The sequence below is a fragment of the Pantoea sp. BR_17 genome, assembly GCF_041955125.1.
Classification (GTDB): Bacteria; Pseudomonadota; Gammaproteobacteria; order Enterobacterales; family Enterobacteriaceae; genus Pantoea; species Pantoea stewartii.
Map to the genome: position 1 here is coordinate 92,887 of NZ_JAVAXT010000005.1, position 17,813 is coordinate 110,699.

16 protein-coding genes are annotated in these 17,813 nt (G+C 55.0%); 6 read left to right on the plus strand and 10 right to left on the minus strand.

Going from position 1 to position 17,813, the window contains the following annotated elements:
- The first annotated feature begins 98 nt into the window (after positions 1-98).
- Positions 99-1,532 carry a magnesium transporter gene (mgtE, locus tag RAC60_RS10020; protein ID WP_033740865.1) on the plus strand — a complete coding sequence of 478 codons (1,434 nt, stop codon included), beginning with the start codon at positions 99-101 and terminating at the stop codon, positions 1,530-1,532.
- On the opposite strand, the gene RAC60_RS10025 is transcribed toward mgtE, so the two are convergent.
- The gene (locus tag RAC60_RS10025; protein WP_185199107.1) at positions 1,529-2,038 is read right to left on the minus strand and encodes an AlpA family transcriptional regulator; all 510 of its coding nucleotides are present in this window, start codon (positions 2,036-2,038) and stop codon (positions 1,529-1,531) included. The two genes, mgtE and RAC60_RS10025, sit on opposite strands and share 4 nt — an antisense overlap.
- 1 nt (position 2,039) lies before the next feature.
- Positions 2,040-2,303 carry a hypothetical protein gene (locus RAC60_RS10030; RefSeq protein WP_133745432.1) on the minus strand — a complete coding sequence of 88 codons (264 nt, stop codon included), beginning with the start codon at positions 2,301-2,303 and terminating at the stop codon, positions 2,040-2,042.
- 187 nt (positions 2,304-2,490) lie between these two features.
- On the opposite strand from RAC60_RS10030, the gene RAC60_RS10035 reads away from it, so the two are divergent.
- Complete coding sequence (locus RAC60_RS10035; protein WP_033740871.1) at positions 2,491-2,670, plus strand: hypothetical protein; 180 nt, start codon at positions 2,491-2,493, stop codon at positions 2,668-2,670.
- Positions 2,671-2,763: 93 nt separating this feature from the next.
- Here the strand turns inward: RAC60_RS10035 and RAC60_RS10040 are convergent, their stop codons facing one another.
- From RAC60_RS10040 to RAC60_RS10050, 3 genes are all read right to left on the minus strand, one after another.
- Positions 2,764-3,537, minus strand: coding sequence for a DUF3750 domain-containing protein (locus RAC60_RS10040; RefSeq protein WP_054633337.1), 774 nt, complete (start codon positions 3,535-3,537; stop codon positions 2,764-2,766).
- An 86-nt stretch (positions 3,538-3,623) separates the two neighbouring features.
- Positions 3,624-3,938: a hypothetical protein gene (locus RAC60_RS10045; protein ID WP_146212559.1), complete on the minus strand. Its 315-nt coding sequence runs from the start codon at positions 3,936-3,938 to the stop codon at positions 3,624-3,626.
- Positions 3,939-3,967: 29 nt separating this feature from the next.
- Complete coding sequence (locus RAC60_RS10050; protein ID WP_375093524.1) at positions 3,968-4,159, minus strand: hypothetical protein; 192 nt, start codon at positions 4,157-4,159, stop codon at positions 3,968-3,970.
- Positions 4,160-4,438: 279 nt separating this feature from the next.
- Between RAC60_RS10050 and RAC60_RS10055 the strand changes: the two genes are divergently transcribed.
- Positions 4,439-5,458 (plus strand): alpha/beta hydrolase, encoded by a 1,020-nt coding sequence (locus RAC60_RS10055; RefSeq protein ID WP_033740876.1) that lies wholly within the window; start codon positions 4,439-4,441, stop codon positions 5,456-5,458.
- Positions 5,459-5,722: 264 nt separating this feature from the next.
- On the opposite strand, the gene guaA is transcribed toward RAC60_RS10055, so the two are convergent.
- Positions 5,723-7,303 (minus strand): glutamine-hydrolyzing GMP synthase, encoded by a 1,581-nt coding sequence (guaA, locus tag RAC60_RS10060; RefSeq protein WP_006120616.1) that lies wholly within the window; start codon positions 7,301-7,303, stop codon positions 5,723-5,725.
- A gap of 72 nt (positions 7,304-7,375) precedes the next feature.
- On the minus strand, positions 7,376-8,842 hold the full coding sequence (gene guaB / locus RAC60_RS10065) for an IMP dehydrogenase (protein WP_033740877.1): 1,467 nt from the start codon (positions 8,840-8,842) through the stop codon (positions 7,376-7,378).
- 168 nt (positions 8,843-9,010) lie between these two features.
- Here guaB and xseA point away from each other — a divergent pair, with 168 nt between their 5' ends.
- Genes xseA through RAC60_RS10080 form a run of 3 tightly spaced genes read left to right on the plus strand, consistent with a single transcriptional unit; the run spans position 9,011 to position 11,767 of the window.
- A complete protein-coding gene (gene xseA, locus RAC60_RS10070) occupies positions 9,011-10,384 on the plus strand; it encodes an exodeoxyribonuclease VII large subunit (protein ID WP_375093526.1) in 1,374 nt (457 codons plus the stop codon).
- Positions 10,385-10,424: 40 nt separating this feature from the next.
- Positions 10,425-11,438: a M4 family metallopeptidase gene (locus RAC60_RS10075; protein ID WP_375093528.1), complete on the plus strand. Its 1,014-nt coding sequence runs from the start codon at positions 10,425-10,427 to the stop codon at positions 11,436-11,438.
- Positions 11,435-11,767 (plus strand): protealysin inhibitor emfourin, encoded by a 333-nt coding sequence (locus RAC60_RS10080; RefSeq protein ID WP_033740881.1) that lies wholly within the window; start codon positions 11,435-11,437, stop codon positions 11,765-11,767. The genes RAC60_RS10075 and RAC60_RS10080 overlap by 4 nt, the downstream gene beginning before the upstream one ends.
- 138 nt (positions 11,768-11,905) lie before the next feature.
- Here the strand turns inward: RAC60_RS10080 and RAC60_RS10085 are convergent, their stop codons facing one another.
- The 3 genes from RAC60_RS10085 to bamB form a co-directional block, all read right to left on the minus strand.
- Positions 11,906-14,347: a glucose/quinate/shikimate family membrane-bound PQQ-dependent dehydrogenase gene (locus RAC60_RS10085; RefSeq protein ID WP_172912857.1), complete on the minus strand. Its 2,442-nt coding sequence runs from the start codon at positions 14,345-14,347 to the stop codon at positions 11,906-11,908.
- Between the two features lie 606 nt (positions 14,348-14,953).
- Entirely contained in the window at positions 14,954-16,438 is a 1,485-nt protein-coding gene (gene der / locus RAC60_RS10090) for a ribosome biogenesis GTPase Der (protein ID WP_006120621.1), read from the minus strand.
- A 174-nt stretch (positions 16,439-16,612) separates the two neighbouring features.
- Entirely contained in the window at positions 16,613-17,794 is a 1,182-nt protein-coding gene (gene bamB / locus RAC60_RS10095) for an outer membrane protein assembly factor BamB (RefSeq protein WP_375093531.1), read from the minus strand.
- Between the last annotated feature and the right edge of the window lie 19 nt (positions 17,795-17,813).

Consider the following 17,813-nt stretch of genomic DNA (forward strand, 5'->3'; position numbering starts at 1 on the left):
TCCGCGCGCATTCCCGCCTGCGGGACGATTTTTTGCCTCCCTTTTTCAGTCAAAACGCTACACTTCGTGCAGGTGCTTTCAGACTAAAGGGATGCAATGTGTCTGCCTCACACACTCAACGTTTAAATGAAATTCGTCATCGTATTCTGACGCTGCTGCTCAATGAGCAGGGTCTCAGCGAGACACTACGGAATAAAGCCGGTCATCTCTCGCCTGAGCAGCAACGTGAAAATGTGATACATCGGGAAATTCTGCAACAAGACATCGACCAGCTCCATGCGGCTGACCTGGCCGACATCCTTGAAGCGTTGCCTGAAGAAGCCCGCCTGGCGCTCTGGAGCCTGGTGCCGCCGGAAAAACGCGGCCATGTGCTGGTTGAAGCGTCAGAAACCGTCTGGGACAGCCTGACCGACGAGATGAGCGACCGCGATATTCTCCAGGCTATCGCGCCGCTGGATATTGACGACCAGGCCTGGCTGGTGCGCTATCTGCCGCGCGGCCTCACCGGGCGCTTACTGACCTCCCTGGAGCCCAAACTACGGGCGCGTATTCTGAGCGTGATGAAGTTTGACCGCGATCGCGTGGGTCGGGTGATGGACTTCAATATCCTCACTGTACGCGAGGACGTCACGCTGGCGACCGTGCAACGGTTTTTGCGCAAAGGCAAAAGCATGCCCGACGGCACGGACAAAATCTTCATTACCAATGAACAGAATCAGCTGCTCGGCGAACTGCTGTTGACGGATATCCTGCTGAATAAACCCAAAACCCTCGTGAGCGAGGTGATGAATCCCCATCCCACCACCTTTCAGCTGGACGATAAAGCCGAAGACGCCGCCAGTGCCTTTGAACGCTATAACCTGATTTCCGCAGCGGTGACGGACGCCCAGGGCAAGCTCATTGGCCGTATCACGATTGAAGATGTGGTCGACCTGGTAAACAAAGAAAATGAAAGCAACATCCGCAAAATGGGCGGGATCAGCCAGGAAGAGGATGTCTTTGCTCCGGTCCGTAAGTCGGTGCGAAATCGCTGGGCCTGGCTGGCCATCAACCTCTGCACAGCCTTTATCGCTTCCCGCGTGATTGGGCTGTTTGAGGGCACTATCTCACAGATTGTCGCGCTTGCGACTTTAATGCCGATTATCGCCGGCATCGGCGGCAATACCGGTAACCAGACCATTACCATGATTGTCCGCGCCCTGGCGCTGCATCAGGTTGAACCGGGCAACTTCTCGTTTCTGTTTAAGCGAGAAATTGGCGTCGCCCTGATTAACGGCCTGTTCTGGGGCGGGATTATGGGTGCCATCACCTGGCTCATGTACAGCAATATGGCACTGGGCGGCGTGATGATGCTGGCGATGGTGCTGAATCTTTTGCTGGCGGCCATCATGGGCGTGATGGTGCCGCTGGTAATGACCAAAATGAAACGCGATCCCGCCGTGGGCTCCAGCGTTCTGATTACGGCCATTACCGATACCGGTGGCTTTTTTATTTTCCTGGGCCTGGCGACGCTTTTCCTGTTGCCGCACTAGGGCTTAGTTTTTTGGTAACCGTAGCGCTGCACGGAACCCAACACGTTAAGCCGACGGGTTACCTGCGCCAGTTCGCAGGTGACCGCGGGTAGCTGGTAGTGATTGCGCTGCCCCAGCCACTCCAGCACGTCGGCTAAATGCCAGATAGCAGTTTTGCCATCATGCACCGGCAGTGGAAACTGTTTGCTGTGCGTCAGCATCAGTTTGCGCATATTTTGACGCGACACGCCAATAAGGTCAGCCACATCGGTTAAGCCGACAAAGTCCGGTGCCGCTTCGATCATGACCGCGCCAGGAATGGCAACCTGAACATCCCGGATCGCACTGTCGATCGCATCGCTGGCCGACATCGCCTGGCGGGTAAACTCCAGCGCCAGCTTGCCAGCGGTTCCCGCGCCCACCAGCGCATCATCGCATCCTGCCTCGGCCAGTTTTTCCAGTAGTGTATCAATGGATGCTGGCGTTTCAGGCAGTTCAAACCGCAAGGTGAAACAGTATTCCGTCATGTTAATGCCCTCGCTTGCGTTTTTTTATCTCACTACAGTTATCTACGACGCGCCGCAATGCTTTTGCATGGTTCGTCGCGCTTTTTGGTGTGTGCCAGATACAGGTCAGACAAAATTCCCCACACCGGCATGTCTCAAGATTTGAGGGGCAATACAGCTTTCCCCATGCATGATGACCGGAGGCAATAACCCGCCATCCGTAAGATTCTGCGTAACGTAATGCTGCCTCAATCTCTTTATTCGGGTGCCGCTTTCTGTCCACCATGGCGCGTAGCATTCCTTATATTTTCACGGTTGTCAACTGACAACCTTGCGGTATTTTTGTGATGTGCGGACAGGATGCGAGCAGTCGGACGGCAGGTAAAACGGGTTGTGTCTAAAATGGAAAAGGCCGCGCAAAAAATGCGAGGCTGCGATGCCAGACATAACCATCAGAAAACAACGGAGGAAATATGTTTAACCCTGATGACCTGGTTCAGTCGAAAACGGGCGGTCCTAAAATGGTCGTGCTGCGTGCAGAAGGCGACACGCTTTGGTGCGCGCGCGTAGATGATGCCAGCAAAAAGGAAATTGAAATTAAAGCAGACAGCGTGAATCTTTATCACGAAGATGGCGATTTCGGCGTCTGCTGACCGGCCGGGACGCGCTAACCTGTGGGCCGTTAGCGCGTCAGGGCAGACAAGGGCAGGACGTCAATGCGCCCGACACCTCACCCTGGCCGGCAATCAGGGATGATCATGTTGCAGGTTGTTATGCCCTACACCGCCGATAAAAGGCAGGCGCAGCTGAAACGGCGCAAATCCGACGCCAGCACTCAGCCCTAACAGATTAAACTCCACGCCCTCTTGCACGCCGATCGTTACGCCCGCCACGCCAAGCAGGGACAGTTGAACCCCGCGCCCTGAAGGCGGTAAGCCAACCGGACGCCATAATGGCCGATAGTCTTTCCCCAGAGCGTTAGCAGGCAGATTCAGTTTCAGCGCGGGCACGTTGCGCCCAATGTGCGCCATAAAAGTATTACTGTTCGGTCCGGGCCAGGCATGATAGGTCGTGGGCCAGGGATAGGTTTTGATGGCGGCTTCAATCTGCGGAATCAGGTTCTGCGCTTCAGGGCCACGGTGCTCCACCAGCAAACGCGGTTTTGCACCGTACCAGTAACCATCAGGCAAAGAGGCATTGCGCCTTACCTTATCGCCACTGCCCCAACTGATGACTTCATAACGCGTATAGCGGGTTTCACCTGCGCGTTTAAAAATAATCCACGGATGCACCGCAACGGCACCCTTCCAGCCATAGGTCGGTGCGGCATAAACCTGAATGATGGCCTGACTGGCGTTAACATGCGGATCGGGAGCGAGCCCTGCCGAATCCCGCCGGGCAGTCGCCCAGCCGCCCTGATTCAGGGCATCAGCGCCGCGCGTCGCCTGCGCCAGACTGGCCGCGAGCGACAGCACAATGACGGTAAGAAAGCAGAGACAAAAAATTTTCAGGGTCAGCATGAGGGTTCCCGGGGATCAGAGACAGGCTGTTATAGTGCAATAAAGCACCGGCTTTGACTTCACTTCGCCTGCGGCGGCATGACACGTTAGCTGCCCCTGGCACGGTCATGTGAATACAGTTGCCCAAAGAAGGCTGCGGTGCGTAGCATCATGAGCATCGCCCCCAGCGGCAGGCTATACAGACTGAACCAGCCTGAAACGCCCATCCTGTAAAGGAGCTGGCCGGTATCGTATCCCAGAATAAAGCAGGGATACGCGCGGCTCTCATTCAGCGGACAACCGGCCACACTGGCAACCTGCCCTGCCGTAAGCGCGATGATCAGCGGCGAGCATCCCATTAACGCATAAATCAGCATTTCTGCGCTGAAACGCATGGCAAGGTGACGCAAAGGTTTTTGCACGGTTTTCCTCCCCCGGTTACGCCAGTGCGCTAAGGGGACTGACCGCTGGCCTGATCCGCAATGCGCTGCAACCAGTCCCGGTAGCGCGGTTGTGCTTCTGGCAAAAGCAGTTTACCGAGCGCGTCAGCCTCCCCCTCGACACCGAACATTTTCCATATCAGCAGCGCAAGCGCGGCTGTTGCACTGCTCTGATTTAACTCGGCTCGATCAAGACGTACCAATAATGGATAGCCTGTTCGCGAACGTAGCGGCTTCAACATGAGTGTAGCGCGCAAAAAAAGCAGGTGTTAAATTATCACCCACCGTTTTAAGCCACTAATAAACAGAGTTATTTTTTATTCCGCCCCCGCTATTTGGCGCTGTTTTGGCGCGTTCATCCCACCGTGAGACAGTAAAAATTTAGATCGCTCACTATTTAGTTGTTTACAAGATGATAATTCACTGGCATTGTAGCCAAACTAAATAGCACACTACTTAATAGCAAACACAAGGAAACCCCAATGAAAGTGAAACTCACCGCAGGTGCTTTACTGTTAGCCAGCCAGATGACATCAGCATGGGCCAGTCCGGTCGAAAACGCACCGGAGCCCACCGTTGGCGTGGCGGCATTTCTTCACGCGCTTAACAGTAGCGGCGGAAAACCGATTGAAACCTTATCCCCTAAAGAAGCCCGTGCGGTACTTACAGGGGCGCAGAAAGGTGCCACGCTGCCGCCTGCACAGATTTCTGAAAAGACCATTACGGCACTGGGTAAACCGCTGACGCTGACAATAGTCAAACCAGCCCATGCCGCTGGCGTACTGCCTGTGTTTATGTTTTTCCACGGCGGTGGCTGGGTGCTGGGTGATTTTCCGACACATGAACGTCTGGTACGCGATCTCGTGAATGAATCCGGTGCTGCGGCCGTGTTTGTAAACTACACGCCTTCGCCGGAAGCGCACTATCCGGTCGCCATTACCCAGGCTTACGAGGCAACAAAATGGGTAGCCGAACACGGCGCTGAAATTGGGGTGGACGGTAAGCGCCTGGCTCTGGTGGGGAACAGCGTAGGCGGAAATATGGTTGCCGCCGTTGCGCTGCAGGCTAAGCAGAATAAAACCCCGGCTATTCGCTACGATGTAATGCTGTGGCCTGTCACCGATGCAAACTTTGACGATGCTTCTTATAAGCAGTTTGCCAATGGCTACTTCCTGACCCGTAACATGATGAAGTGGTTCTGGGACAACTACACCACCTCAGAAAAAGATCGGAACAGCATTCTGGCCTCGCCGCTGCGCGCAACCAAAGAAGAGCTGGCGGGTTTACCACCGACGCTGATTCAGACCGCCGAACTGGATGTCCTGCGCGACGAAGGGGAAGCGTTTGGCCGTAAACTGGACGCGGCCGGCGTGCCGGTAACCGTTACCCGCTACAACGGCATGATCCACGACTTTGGTTTGCTGAATGCCCTGAGTAAAGAGCCAACGGTACGCACAGCGATAAGCCAGGCATCCGTGGAGCTGAAGGAACATCTTAAGTAAGCATTGCCCGACCGGGGAGGTGCGTCTCCTTCTCTCCGGCAGAAATACTGTTAATAAAATCAGCCGGATAATGCCGGCTGATTTTTTTGCCTTATATGTCGACCTGGCGTGCCGCGTTACCCTTTTCCGCATCAGCAGAGGCTGTGCCTTATAGGTTTCGACAGGGTCTCGCAAGACAGCCGAAGGACGGAGAATAAAAAAGCCCGCAATCATGCGGGCTTCGTGCTTGATATAACCGACTGTCGGGCTATGCCGAAAGCGGGATCATTCCCACTCAATCGTCGCCGGTGGCTTACCGGAAATGTCATAGACCACGCGGGAAATGCCGTTCACTTCGTTAATGATACGATTGGACACGCGGCCCAGGAAATCATACGGCAGGTGCGCCCAGTGGGCAGTCATGAAGTCGATGGTTTCGACCGCACGCAGTGAAACGACCCAGTCGTATTTACGGCCATCGCCCATTACGCCCACGGAACGGACGGGCAGGAACACCGTAAAGGCCTGGCTGACTTTATTGTAGAGATCGGCTTTATGCAGCTCTTCAATAAAGATGGCATCCGCACGGCGCAGCAGGTCACAGTACTCTTTCTTCACCTCACCCAGTACGCGTACGCCCAGACCCGGGCCCGGGAACGGATGGCGATAGAGCATATCGTACGGCAGGCCCAGTTCCAGACCGATCTTACGCACTTCGTCTTTAAACAGCTCACGTAATGGCTCGACCAGGCCCATCTTCATCTCTTTTGGCAGGCCGCCGACGTTGTGGTGCGATTTGATGACGTGGGCTTTACCGGTGGCAGAGGCAGCGGATTCAATCACATCCGGATAGATGGTGCCCTGTGCCAGCCACTTCACGTCTTCCAGGCGCAGCGCCTGCTCGTCAAAGACTTCGACGAAAACGCGGCCAATGATTTTACGCTTCGCTTCAGGGTCACTTTCTCCGGCCAGCGCATCCAGGAAGCGCGCTTCACCATCGACGTGAACAATGTTCAGACCAAAGTGATCGCCAAACATATCCAGCACCTGCTGCGCTTCGTTCAGACGCAACAGACCGTTATCCACGAAAACGCAGGTCAGATTTTTACCAATCGCACGGTGCAGCAGCATCGCGGTCACAGAGGAATCGACACCACCGGACAAGCCCAGAATGACTTTGTCGTCGCCCACCTGTGCACGCAGGCGCTCAACGGCATCCTCAATGATTTTGGCCGGTGTCCAGAGCGCTTCACACTGGCAGATATCGATAACGAAACGCTCCAGCATGCGCAGGCCCTGGCGCGTATGGGTGACTTCCGGGTGGAACTGCACGCCATAGAAGCGCTTCTCTTCGTTCGCCATAATCGCAAACGGACAGGTTTCCGTGCTGGCAACGGTGACGAAGTCAGCCGGAATCGCGGTCACCTTGTCACCGTGACTCATCCAGACATCCAGCAACGGTTTGCCTGATGCGCTGATAGCATCCTCGATATCGCGAATCAGTGCGCTGGCGGTGTTCACCTCTACCTGCGCATAGCCAAATTCACGCTCGTTAGAGCCTTCGACCTTACCACCCAGCTGCATAGCCATGGTTTGCATGCCATAACAGACGCCCAGCACGGGCACGCCAGCCGTGAAAACGTAGTCAGGTGCGCGCGGACTGTCGTGTTCGGTGGTGCTTTCCGGGCCACCCGACAGGATGATACCGCTGGGATTGAACTCGCGAATCTGCGCTTCGGTAACGTCCCAGGCCCAGAGTTCACAGTACACGCCAAGCTCACGGACGCGACGCGCCACCAGTTGCGTGTATTGAGAACCAAAATCGAGAATCAGAATGCGGTGCTTATGGATATTTTCCGTCGTCATTGAGGGTTTTCCAAAACGGTGACTTGATAAAGTAAAGCGCCCGGCTGTCGCCGGGCGGGAAATCTTGCGGGGTTATGAACCCATGCGGTAGTTCGGCGACTCTTTGGTGATGGTCACATCGTGCACGTGGCTCTCATTGATGCCCGCACCGCTGATACGGACGAATTCTGCTTTAGTGCGCAGATCGTCAATGGTCGGGCAACCGGTCAGACCCATACATGAACGCAGACCGCCCATTTGCTGATGCACGATCTCTTTCAGGCGGCCTTTATAGGCTACACGGCCTTCGATGCCTTCCGGCACCAGCTTGTCAGCGGCGTTGTCGGTCTGGAAATAACGGTCTGATGAACCTTTAGACATCGCACCCAGTGACCCCATCCCACGATAAGATTTAAAGGCACGGCCCTGGTAAAGTTCGATTTCACCCGGCGATTCTTCTGTACCTGCCAGCATAGAACCTACCATGACACAGGAAGCACCTGCCGCGATGGCTTTGGCGATATCACCTGAGAAACGGATACCGCCGTCAGCGATAACAGGGATGCCCGTGCCTTCCAGCGCCGCAACAGCGTCAGAAACGGCGGTGATCTGCGGAACACCGACACCGGTAACGATACGGGTCGTACAGATGGATCCCGGACCGATGCCCACTTTAACGGCGCTTACGCCCGCTTCAACCAGCGCCAGCGCACCCGCGCCAGTCGCCACGTTGCCGCCGACGATTTCGAGATCAGGGTATTTCGCGCGGGTTTCCCGGATGCGCTGCAGTACACCTTCAGAGTGGCCATGAGAAGAGTCGATCAGTAAGACGTCAACACCGGCAGCCACCAGTGCATCCACGCGCTCTTCGTTGCCCGCACCGGCACCGACAGCAGCACCCACACGCAGACGGCCCTGCGCATCTTTACAGGCATTAGGCTTACGTTCGGCTTTCTGGAAATCTTTTACGGTGATCATGCCCAGCAAATGGAAGCTGTCGTCCACGACCAGGGCTTTCTCGACGCGTTTTTCGTGCATTCTTTGCAGAACAACGTCGCGGGCTTCGCCTTCTTTCACCGTCACCAGACGCTCTTTCGGCGTCATCACGGCAGTGACAGGCTGGTTCAGATCGGTCACAAAGCGCACATCGCGACCGGTGATGATGCCCACCAGTTCGTTTTTCGCGTTCACCACAGGGTAACCAGCAAAACCGTTGCGCTCGGTCAGCGCTTTAACTTCGGCCAGTGTGGTGGTGGGCAGTACGGTCTGTGGTTCGGTAACCACGCCGCTTTCATGTTTTTTGACTTTACGGACTTCGTCTGCCTGGCGTTCAATTGACATGTTTTTATGAATGAAGCCCAGACCGCCTTCCTGTGCCAGCGCAATCGCCAGGCCCGCTTCGGTCACGGTATCCATCGCAGCAGAAAGCATGGGAATGTTCAGGCGAATATTTTTGGTCAGTTGCGTGCTGAGGTCGGCCGTATTAGGCAGGACGGTGGAGTGAGCAGGAACGAGCAGGACGTCGTCGAAAGTGAGTGCTTCTTTAGCGATTCTTAACATGGCAATACTCCACCTCGGGTGCGTGAGAATAGATAAAATATTGCCGCGGCATTATACAGGGCGTAATCGATTGCCTCCACTAGTTTTTTAGAAAAAGTCTTGATCCGCGCAACAGGGCCTGTAGTATCGACTAATTAACCTACTGATTTGGAATTTGATCTTCGTCACATGTCGCTGCCACCGAACGCCAATATTTTTACCGTAAGTCGTCTCAATACCACAGTGCGCCAGCTGCTGGAAAATGAGATGGGCCTGGTGTGGCTGAGTGCCGAAATCTCTAATTTTACCCAGCCGGCTTCTGGCCACTGGTACTTCACGCTGAAAGATGATGGTGCACAGGTGCGCTGCGCGATGTTTCGTAACAGCAACCGTCGTGTGACCTTTCGCCCGCAGCATGGTCAGCAGATTTTAGTACGCGCCAATATTACGCTGTATGAACCGCGCGGCGATTATCAGCTGATTATTGAAAGCATGCATCCCGCCGGTGAAGGCCTGCTCCAGCAGCAGTTCGAACAGTTGAAAGCAAAGCTGGCGCAGGAAGGCCTGTTCGCACCAGAACATAAGAAGCCCTTGCCGCAACCGGCAAAGCAGGTCGGCGTCATAACGTCTGCTACCGGCGCGGCGCTGCACGATGTACTGCGTGTGCTTCACCGTCGCGATCCCTCACTACCGGTCGTGATTTATCCCACCGCCGTACAGGGCGTAGATGCGCCTGCCGCGATCATACGTGCGATTGAAATCGCTAACCTGCGGGCAGAGTGCGACGTGTTAATCGTGGGACGCGGCGGCGGTTCGCTGGAAGATCTGTGGAGCTTTAATGACGAGCGCGTGGCGCGCGCTATCTTTGCCAGCCACATTCCCGTGGTCAGTGCTGTCGGGCATGAAACTGACGTCACGATTGCTGATTTTGTCGCTGACCTGCGCGCCCCAACGCCATCGGCTGCGGCCGAAATTGTCAGCCGTAATCAGCTTGAGCTGTTGCGTCAACTTCAGTCACAACAGCAGCGGCTGGAAATGGCAATGGATTACTATCTGGCGCGTCAGCAGCGTCTGTTCAGCCGTTTAGACCATCGCCTGCAGCAGCAACATCCGCAGTTGCGCCTCGCGCGCCAGCAGACCCTGCTGTTCCGGCTACAACAGCGCCTGGGCGATGCGATGGAAACACGGCTTCGCCACGCCAGCCGTCAGCAGGATCGCCTGGCACAGCGGCTGGCCCAACAGCAGCCACAAGAACGCCTGTATCAGGCACAAAAAAGTCTGCAGAACTGGCACTATCGTCTGCAGCAGGCCATGGAAAAAATGCTTAACCGCGATAAACAACGTTTTGGTCAGCTTGCCGCGCAACTGGAAGGCGTCAGCCCGCTCGCCACGCTGGCGCGGGGTTTCAGCGTTACGACGGATACCCATGGACAGGTCGTGAAAAAAACTGGTCAGTTGAATAAGGGCGATCGGTTACGCACCCGCCTTGATGATGGCTGGGTTGAAAGCCAGGTCACGCAACTTATTCCTGAAAAACCGAGACGAAAGAAAAGCATTTCTTAACTATACTTCCTGGTACATCCCTCATGCCAAGGAGTCTCAAATGGCCTTCAGCGTTATTCCTCCCTATATTCTTCGCAAGATTATCGATCACGGCACCGGCCACCAGCAGGAGCAGGCACGTCGTACACTGACCCATGTTCAGCACCTGATGGCTGAACACTGGAAAAAGACGGCAGCGCCAAAAACCACGCAGGCCGGGAAGATTGAGCGTGAAATCTATGATGCCAAAAACCAGGAAACATTACCTGGCTCGCTGGTGCGTAAAGAAGGCCAGTCTTCAAATGGTGACGTTGCTGCCGACGAAGCCTGGAACTATCTTGGTGTCACACACGACTTTTTCTGGCAAATCTATAAACGAAATTCTCTGGATAATCACGGTCTGAAACTAGCTGGGACGGTTCACTACGGTGAGAAGTACCAAAACGCGTTCTGGAACGGTCAGCAAATGGTGTTTGGCGACGGTGATGGCGAAATCTTTAACCGCTTCACGATTGCGATTGATGTGGTGGCGCATGAGTTGTCGCACGGCGTCACAGAAACCGAAGCCGGTTTGATCTATTTTGAACAGGCCGGTGCGTTGAACGAGTCCATGTCTGATGTGTTTGGTTCGCTGGTGAAACAGTTTAGTCTGAAACAGACAGCCGATAAGGCCGACTGGATCATCGGTGAAGGGCTGCTGGCAAAAGGCATCAATGGTAAAGGTCTGCGGTCAATGTCACATCCCGGCACCGCTTACGATGACCCGATGCTGGGGAAAGATCCTCAGCCAGGCCACATGAAGGACTATATTAAAACACGTGAGGATAACGGCGGTGTGCACCTGAACTCCGGGATCCCTAATCGTGCCTTTTATCTGGCCGCAAAAGCCCTGGGCGGATATGCCTGGGAGCGAGCGGGTCAGGCGTGGTACGACACGCTGTGCGATAAAGATTTACATCAGGATGCGGACTTCAAAGCCTTTGCACAGCTCACCGTGCAGCATGGTAAAAAGCGCTTCGACACCACGGTGGCGAGCGCAATTGAACAAGCGTGGAAAGAGGTAGGCGTGTTATGAGTCAACTCCCCGAGCTCACCGATGACGCAACGATTGTGGTAACGCAAGAAGGCGGCTTTGCTTTTATTCCTGGCTTACGGAATGAGCGTCGATTTCCGTTGGGCGAACTTCCGCCTCCCGAAAAAGCGCACGTCTGTCAGGTACTGGAACGGGCGATGCCTTTGGGCGAACCCGAGGAAAAAGCAGCAGAGGTGGGACGCGGGGATCAACGTTACTTCCGCATCCAGATTCAATATGCCACGCGCCAGCAGTCCGGCACGGTCGTCATACTGGTTCCCGAGCAACAGGCGCCGCCAGAACTCAAGTCGCTGTTGCGCGACGGTAAGTAACAAAGCCGCCTTCTCAGAAGGCGGCTTCGGGTTTGCCCTGCGGCACGTCTTATGAACCCGCAGCTTATCCTGTCGGGAAAACGGGTTTTCCGTTACGCAAAAAAAAGGGCCACGATGGCCCTTTTGTTTTATCGTCGCTTATTTGCTGTCTGGCAGCGCATAAGCAATCACATAGTCACCACGATCCGGCGACTGGCGTGCGCCGCCGGCGGAAATCACGATGTACTGTTTACCGGTTTTCGGTGAGACATAACTCATCGGTCCACCCTGACTGCCGACAGGTAAACGGGCTTTCCAGACTTCTTTACCGGTGGCGCTATCGAACGCGCGCAGGTAGTAGTCCTGAGTACCGGCAATAAACACCAGTCCACCCTGCGTCGCCAGCGTACCGCCCAGCGTCGGCATGCCAATAGGCATTTTCGCGCGCATTTTGATGCCGAACGGACCGGTATCTTCTACCGTACCTACCGGCACCTGCCAGACGATTTTCTGGGTTTTCATGTCAATCGCAGACAGGGTACCAAACGGTGGCGCCTGACAAGGAATACCCAACGGTGACATAAAGCGGTTTTTGTTCACGGCATAAGGCGTGCCTTTCAACGGAACCGCGCCCATACCGGTATTGATGGCTTCCCCCCCGTTGCTGCCGCGTGAAATTTTGCTGGTATCAACCGGGATCATCTGTACCCACAATCCTAAACGCATGTCGTTAACAAACAACAGGTTGTTATTCGGATCGGTGGACATACTGCCCCAGTTCATCCCGCCCAGTGAACCCGGGAAACTCAGCGACTTATCAGTGCCAGGTACGGTAAACAGGCCGTTGTAGCGCATTGACTTAAACGCGATACGGCAGGCCAGCTGATCGAACGGGGTTGCGCCCCACATATCCGACTCTTTCAGCGTCTGATTACCAATCATCGGCATACCGGTCGAATGCGGCTGGGTTTTTGTATATTGCTCGTTCGGGATGTCACCCTGCGGCATCGGCAGCTCTTCAACCTTGGTGAGCGGCTTACCGGTCAGACGATCCAGCACAAAAATCATGCCGGTTTTACCGCCGATGACGACCGCAGGTTTGGTGCTGCCATCCTTCATCGGGAAGTCGATCAGGCTGGGCTGCATCGGCAGGTCAAAGTCCCACAGATCGTTATGAACGGTCTGATAAACCCACTTCTCTTTACCGGTTGTCGCGTCCAGCGCGAGTACCGAGGCTCCATATTTATGGTCCAGCGCGGTACGATTGGCTCCCCACAGGTCAACGGAGGAGCTGCCCATAGGAATGAACACGGTGTTCATGGCCGCATCGTACGACATCGGCGCCCAGGAGTTCGGCGTACTGCGCGTATAGTCCTTGCCAGGCATCAGGATGGCATTAGGATCGACATTGCCCGGGTCAAACGCCCAGCGCATTTTACCGGTGATCACATCAAAACCACGCAACACGCCGCCAGGCATGTCGGTTTTCACGTTATCCGCCACGCGGCCGCCCACGACCACCGTGGTTCCGGCAAGCGTTGGGGCTGAAGTCAGCTGATAAAGCGGATCCGGCGCATCACCTAAGCCCGCTTTCAGATCGACGATGCCATGGTTACCGAAGTCTTCACAGAATTCACCGTTGTCGGCGTTGATCGCAATCAGGCGCGCATCGATAGTATTCATCAGAATACGGCGCTGACAGCTGTCTTCTGCCGCCAGCGTTACGGCCGGTACTGGCGTTGAGCCGGGCTGCGTTGGCTGGTTCAGCGGTTTCGTCGCGTCGAAATAGGCCAGACCACGGCAGCGCGGCCAGACTTCAGCCTGTGCGTTGATTTCACGCTTCCAGATCTGCTTTCCACTGTCAGCTTCGACGGCGATGACATTATTGTGCGGCGTGCACAGGTAAAGTGTATTACCGACCTGCAACGGCGTTTCCTGATCTTCCGCACCGTTACCGGTTGGGCTTTCGGGAATGTCGCCCGTACGGTAAGTCCAGGCAACCTGCAGATCCTTCACGTTGTCACGGGTAATCTGATCGAGCGCGACAAAACGGCTGCCGCCAGCGGTATTACCGTAGTTATCCCAGTTTTGCTGTTGCTTCGATTTCTCTACCGGAATCAGCGGCAGTTCAGGACCCGTTGCCGCCACGGTTGGATGCGGCTGGAACATCTGGACTAATGTAGCCACCATACCCACGGCGATGACGGCAGACAGCGCATAAGAGAGTTTTGCCAGCGAAGGTTTATTCTCGCGCTTGCGTAAGGCGGGCCAGGTAAGGAAGGCCAGAATCATTAAACCGGCGGGCACCATCAGGCGAGAAACCAGTGGCCAGAAGACCAGGCCAGCGTCCACCACCGCCCAGACCAGAGTCCCTAAAAATACCAGCAGGAAAAGCACAACCGCTGAGGATTTTGCCCGGAAAAACTGAATGGCTGACAGCACGATAACGATGCCCGCAACCAGGAAATACCAACTGCCGCCAAGCGTTGCGAGTTGTCCCCCGCCAACAGCAAAGAACAGGCCGGTTGCCAGTAGCACCAGCCCGAGCAGCACAGACCATATTCTCAATCCTTTACCGGATCGAGAGGATGTTTCAGCCATAACACTTACTCTCCTGATAAACAAAGTCCGCTCTTTCGCCCGCCGCTTTTCGCGCGTATCGCGGTTAACGTTGCAGGTTAATGAGACAGCGTTGTTTTAATTCCAATTAAATCAGACCTGCGTCCATGAAATGAATGATATGTTTCCGGAGGAAGCCAGAGCAGGCGATACTCCGTCATGACGCGGCGAAATTGTACCACCTGGTACGTTATGCAGTGAAGTTTTAAACCTGTTTGTTACTAAGCAATAGCATTTTCGCTACAAATTTTTACGCTGGATAAGGCCACGCCGATCCAGAGAGTAGCCCAGCGGACAACTAAAGTGATGTTTTGAGCTTTTAAGGGGACAAGGATGTACGTCAGTCGGTATCGGGAAAGTAAACCCGCATGCTGGAAGACGTCATCAGTCACCTCGCCTCAGTCACGTAAGGATTGATGACAATCGGGACAGACAGGCGCCCTGTGACAGCGGATATCCCATCCTGTGCAGTGGACCTTGCCGCTGTCGGGTACGAAATGCCCACAGTTCTGGCGCAGCGTTTTTCACCATTGTGTAAATAAGCACAATGCCAGGGCAAAAAAAGAGGGCCATCTGGCCCTCGATTAGTTAACGCTTATTTTTCTTCATGTGCGCCATCAGACGCTTACGCTTACGCTGTTGCGTTGGCGTTAACAGGTTACGCTTGCCTTCATACGGGTTTTCACCCTCTTTAAACTGAATGCGGATTGGCGTGCCCATTACGTTCAGAGAACGACGGAAATAGTTCATCAGGTAACGCTTGTAGGAGTCCGGTAAATCTTTCACCTGGTTGCCGTGAATCACCACAATCGGTGGGTTATAGCCACCCGCGTGGGCGTACTTCAGCTTAACGCGGCGACCACGCACCAGCGGTGGCTGATGGTCTTCTGCCGCCATGTTCATGATGCGCGTCAGCAGCGAGGTGTTTACACGCTTCGTTGAGCAGTCGTACGCTTCGGTTACCGATTCAAACAGGTTGCCTACACCGCTGCCATGCAGCGCAGAAATAAAGTGCACGCGCGCAAAGTCGATGAAGCCCAGACGGAAGTCCAGCGTCTCTTTGACTTCATCACGCACTTCCTGCGACAGACCATCCCACTTGTTCACCACGATCACCAGTGAGCGGCCGCTGTTCAGGATAAAGCCGAGCAGTGACAAATCCTGATCGGAAATGCCGGCGCGCGCATCGATCACCAGCATTACCACGTTAGCGTCTTCAATCGCCTGCAGGGTTTTGATGACCGAGAATTTCTCCACCGTATCGGTGATTTTGCCGCGCTTACGCACCCCGGCGGTATCGATCAGCACATATTCACGATCGTCACGTTCCATCGGGATGTAGATACTGTCGCGCGTGGTGCCTGGCATGTCATAAACGACCACGCGATCTTCACCCAGAATGCGGTTAGTCAGCGTAGACTTACCGACGTTTGGACGTCCGACAATCGCCAGCTTGATCGGCAGTGTGGTCGGGTCGAAATCGTCCTCTTCTTCCTCTTCCTCACCGTTCTCTTCTGCGGCTAACGCGGCCCAGTAGGCTTCGTTTTCATCTTCTTCGGTGACTTCTACGGGATCAACCTTTTCCATCCACGGCAGCAGCGCCGTCTCCAGCAGGCTGGTCACACCACGGCCGTGGGACGCGGCGATAGCGTAAATCTCCCCCAGACCCAGTGAATAGAAATCCACAATCGCCTGATCCGGATCGAGCCCGTCCGTTTTATTCGCGACCAGGAATGTCGCTTTTTGACGTGCGCGCAGATGTTTTGCAATTTGCTGATCGGCGGGCATCATGCCTGCACGGGCATCCACCATAAACAGCACCACGTCGGCTTCTTCAATCGCCAGCAGCGACTGTTCCGCCATACGCGTTTCAACACCGTCTTCGGTGCCATCAATACCGCCGGTATCGATAACAATGAATTCGCGCCCTTCCACTTCGGCGCGACCATATTTGCGATCGCGAGTCAGTCCAGGAAAATCCGCTACCAGCGCATCTCGTGTGCGAGTTAAACGGTTAAACAGCGTAGATTTTCCCACATTGGGACGCCCAACCAGCGCGACCACAGGTACCATAACAATGCCTCAATAATGTATTAATTCGCCCGAATGGCGTGATTATAACGGCTTTAGCCGTTCAGTTCAGGCTTACGGCGCAAAGGATACCATGCCTGACTAAAAACGAAACGGCCCCTGATGAAATCAGGAGCCGCTGTGCCGGAAGGATAACCCTGCCTGACAACTTACCCGTTAGCGGGTAATGGCATAAACTTCACCATCTTTCGACTGAATCAGCAGCTTGTCGCTGGCGACAACAGGCTCAGTCTGGAAGCCCGAGCTGTCCAGTTTTTGCTGGGCAACAAAGCGGCCATCCGTGGTGTTCAGCCAGTGCAGGTAGCCTTCGCCGTCACCGACGACGATGTAGCCATTATACAGCACCGGTGAGGTCAGATTACGATGCAGCAGCTCGCTTTGACGCCAGATAGCGACACCGCCATCCGCATTCAGGGCAATCACACGATCGTCCTGATCCACCAGGTAGATACGCCCGGCATCGACAATCAGATCTTTCACGCCGCCAATTTCACGTTTCCATAAAATCTGCCCTGAACGCAGATCCAGTGCGGAAAGGTTGCCATTGTACGCCAGCGCGTAAACCACACCATTTACGATGATCGGCGTGGTATCCACGTCGCTCAGGCGGTCGATTTCCGTCGCCCCGCTCGGCTGTGAAATACGCTGCTGCCAAATCAACTGGCCCTGATTCATGATCACGGCGCTGACGCGTCCGTTGTCGCCACCCACAATCGCGCCACCAAAGGCAACTGACGGGGCTGATTCACCGCGCAGCGACAGCGTAGGCATGTCCAGGTTCACGGTCCACTTCACCGCCCCGGTCGCCTGATCCAGACCCTGCAACATACCGTTACTGGTATGAATCAGCACCAGGCCATCGCTGACCACAGGACGCGACAGCGCTTCGCCAGCCGCTTTGGCTTGCCATACAATCGAACCATCACTGGTGTTCAGGGCATAAACCTGACCGCGCTCACTGCCGATATACAGGCGATCGCCGCTGACGGTAATACCACCGGACAGCATGGCAGACAGGTTTTTAGAGAAGAAGCCGGTTTTCTCAGAGAGGTCGACTTTCCATTTTTCTTTGCCATCCGCTGCATCGAGCGCTTTTACGATACCAAAGCGGTCAGCCGCATAAACGGTGCCGTCTTGCCAGGTCGGATGCAGGTTGGAATAGAAATCGCCAATCCCGTCGCCCACGCCTGTACTCCATACTGTCTTCGGCGTGAACTGGTTTTCCACTTTCGGCAATGGGGCCATTTTCACTACATCTTCTTCGCCGCTGAACAGCGAGCAACCGCTGAGCAGGGTGACTGAAATCAGCCCCGGCAGCAGGTATTTACGTAATTCCATGCGCTCTCTCTTGACTGGC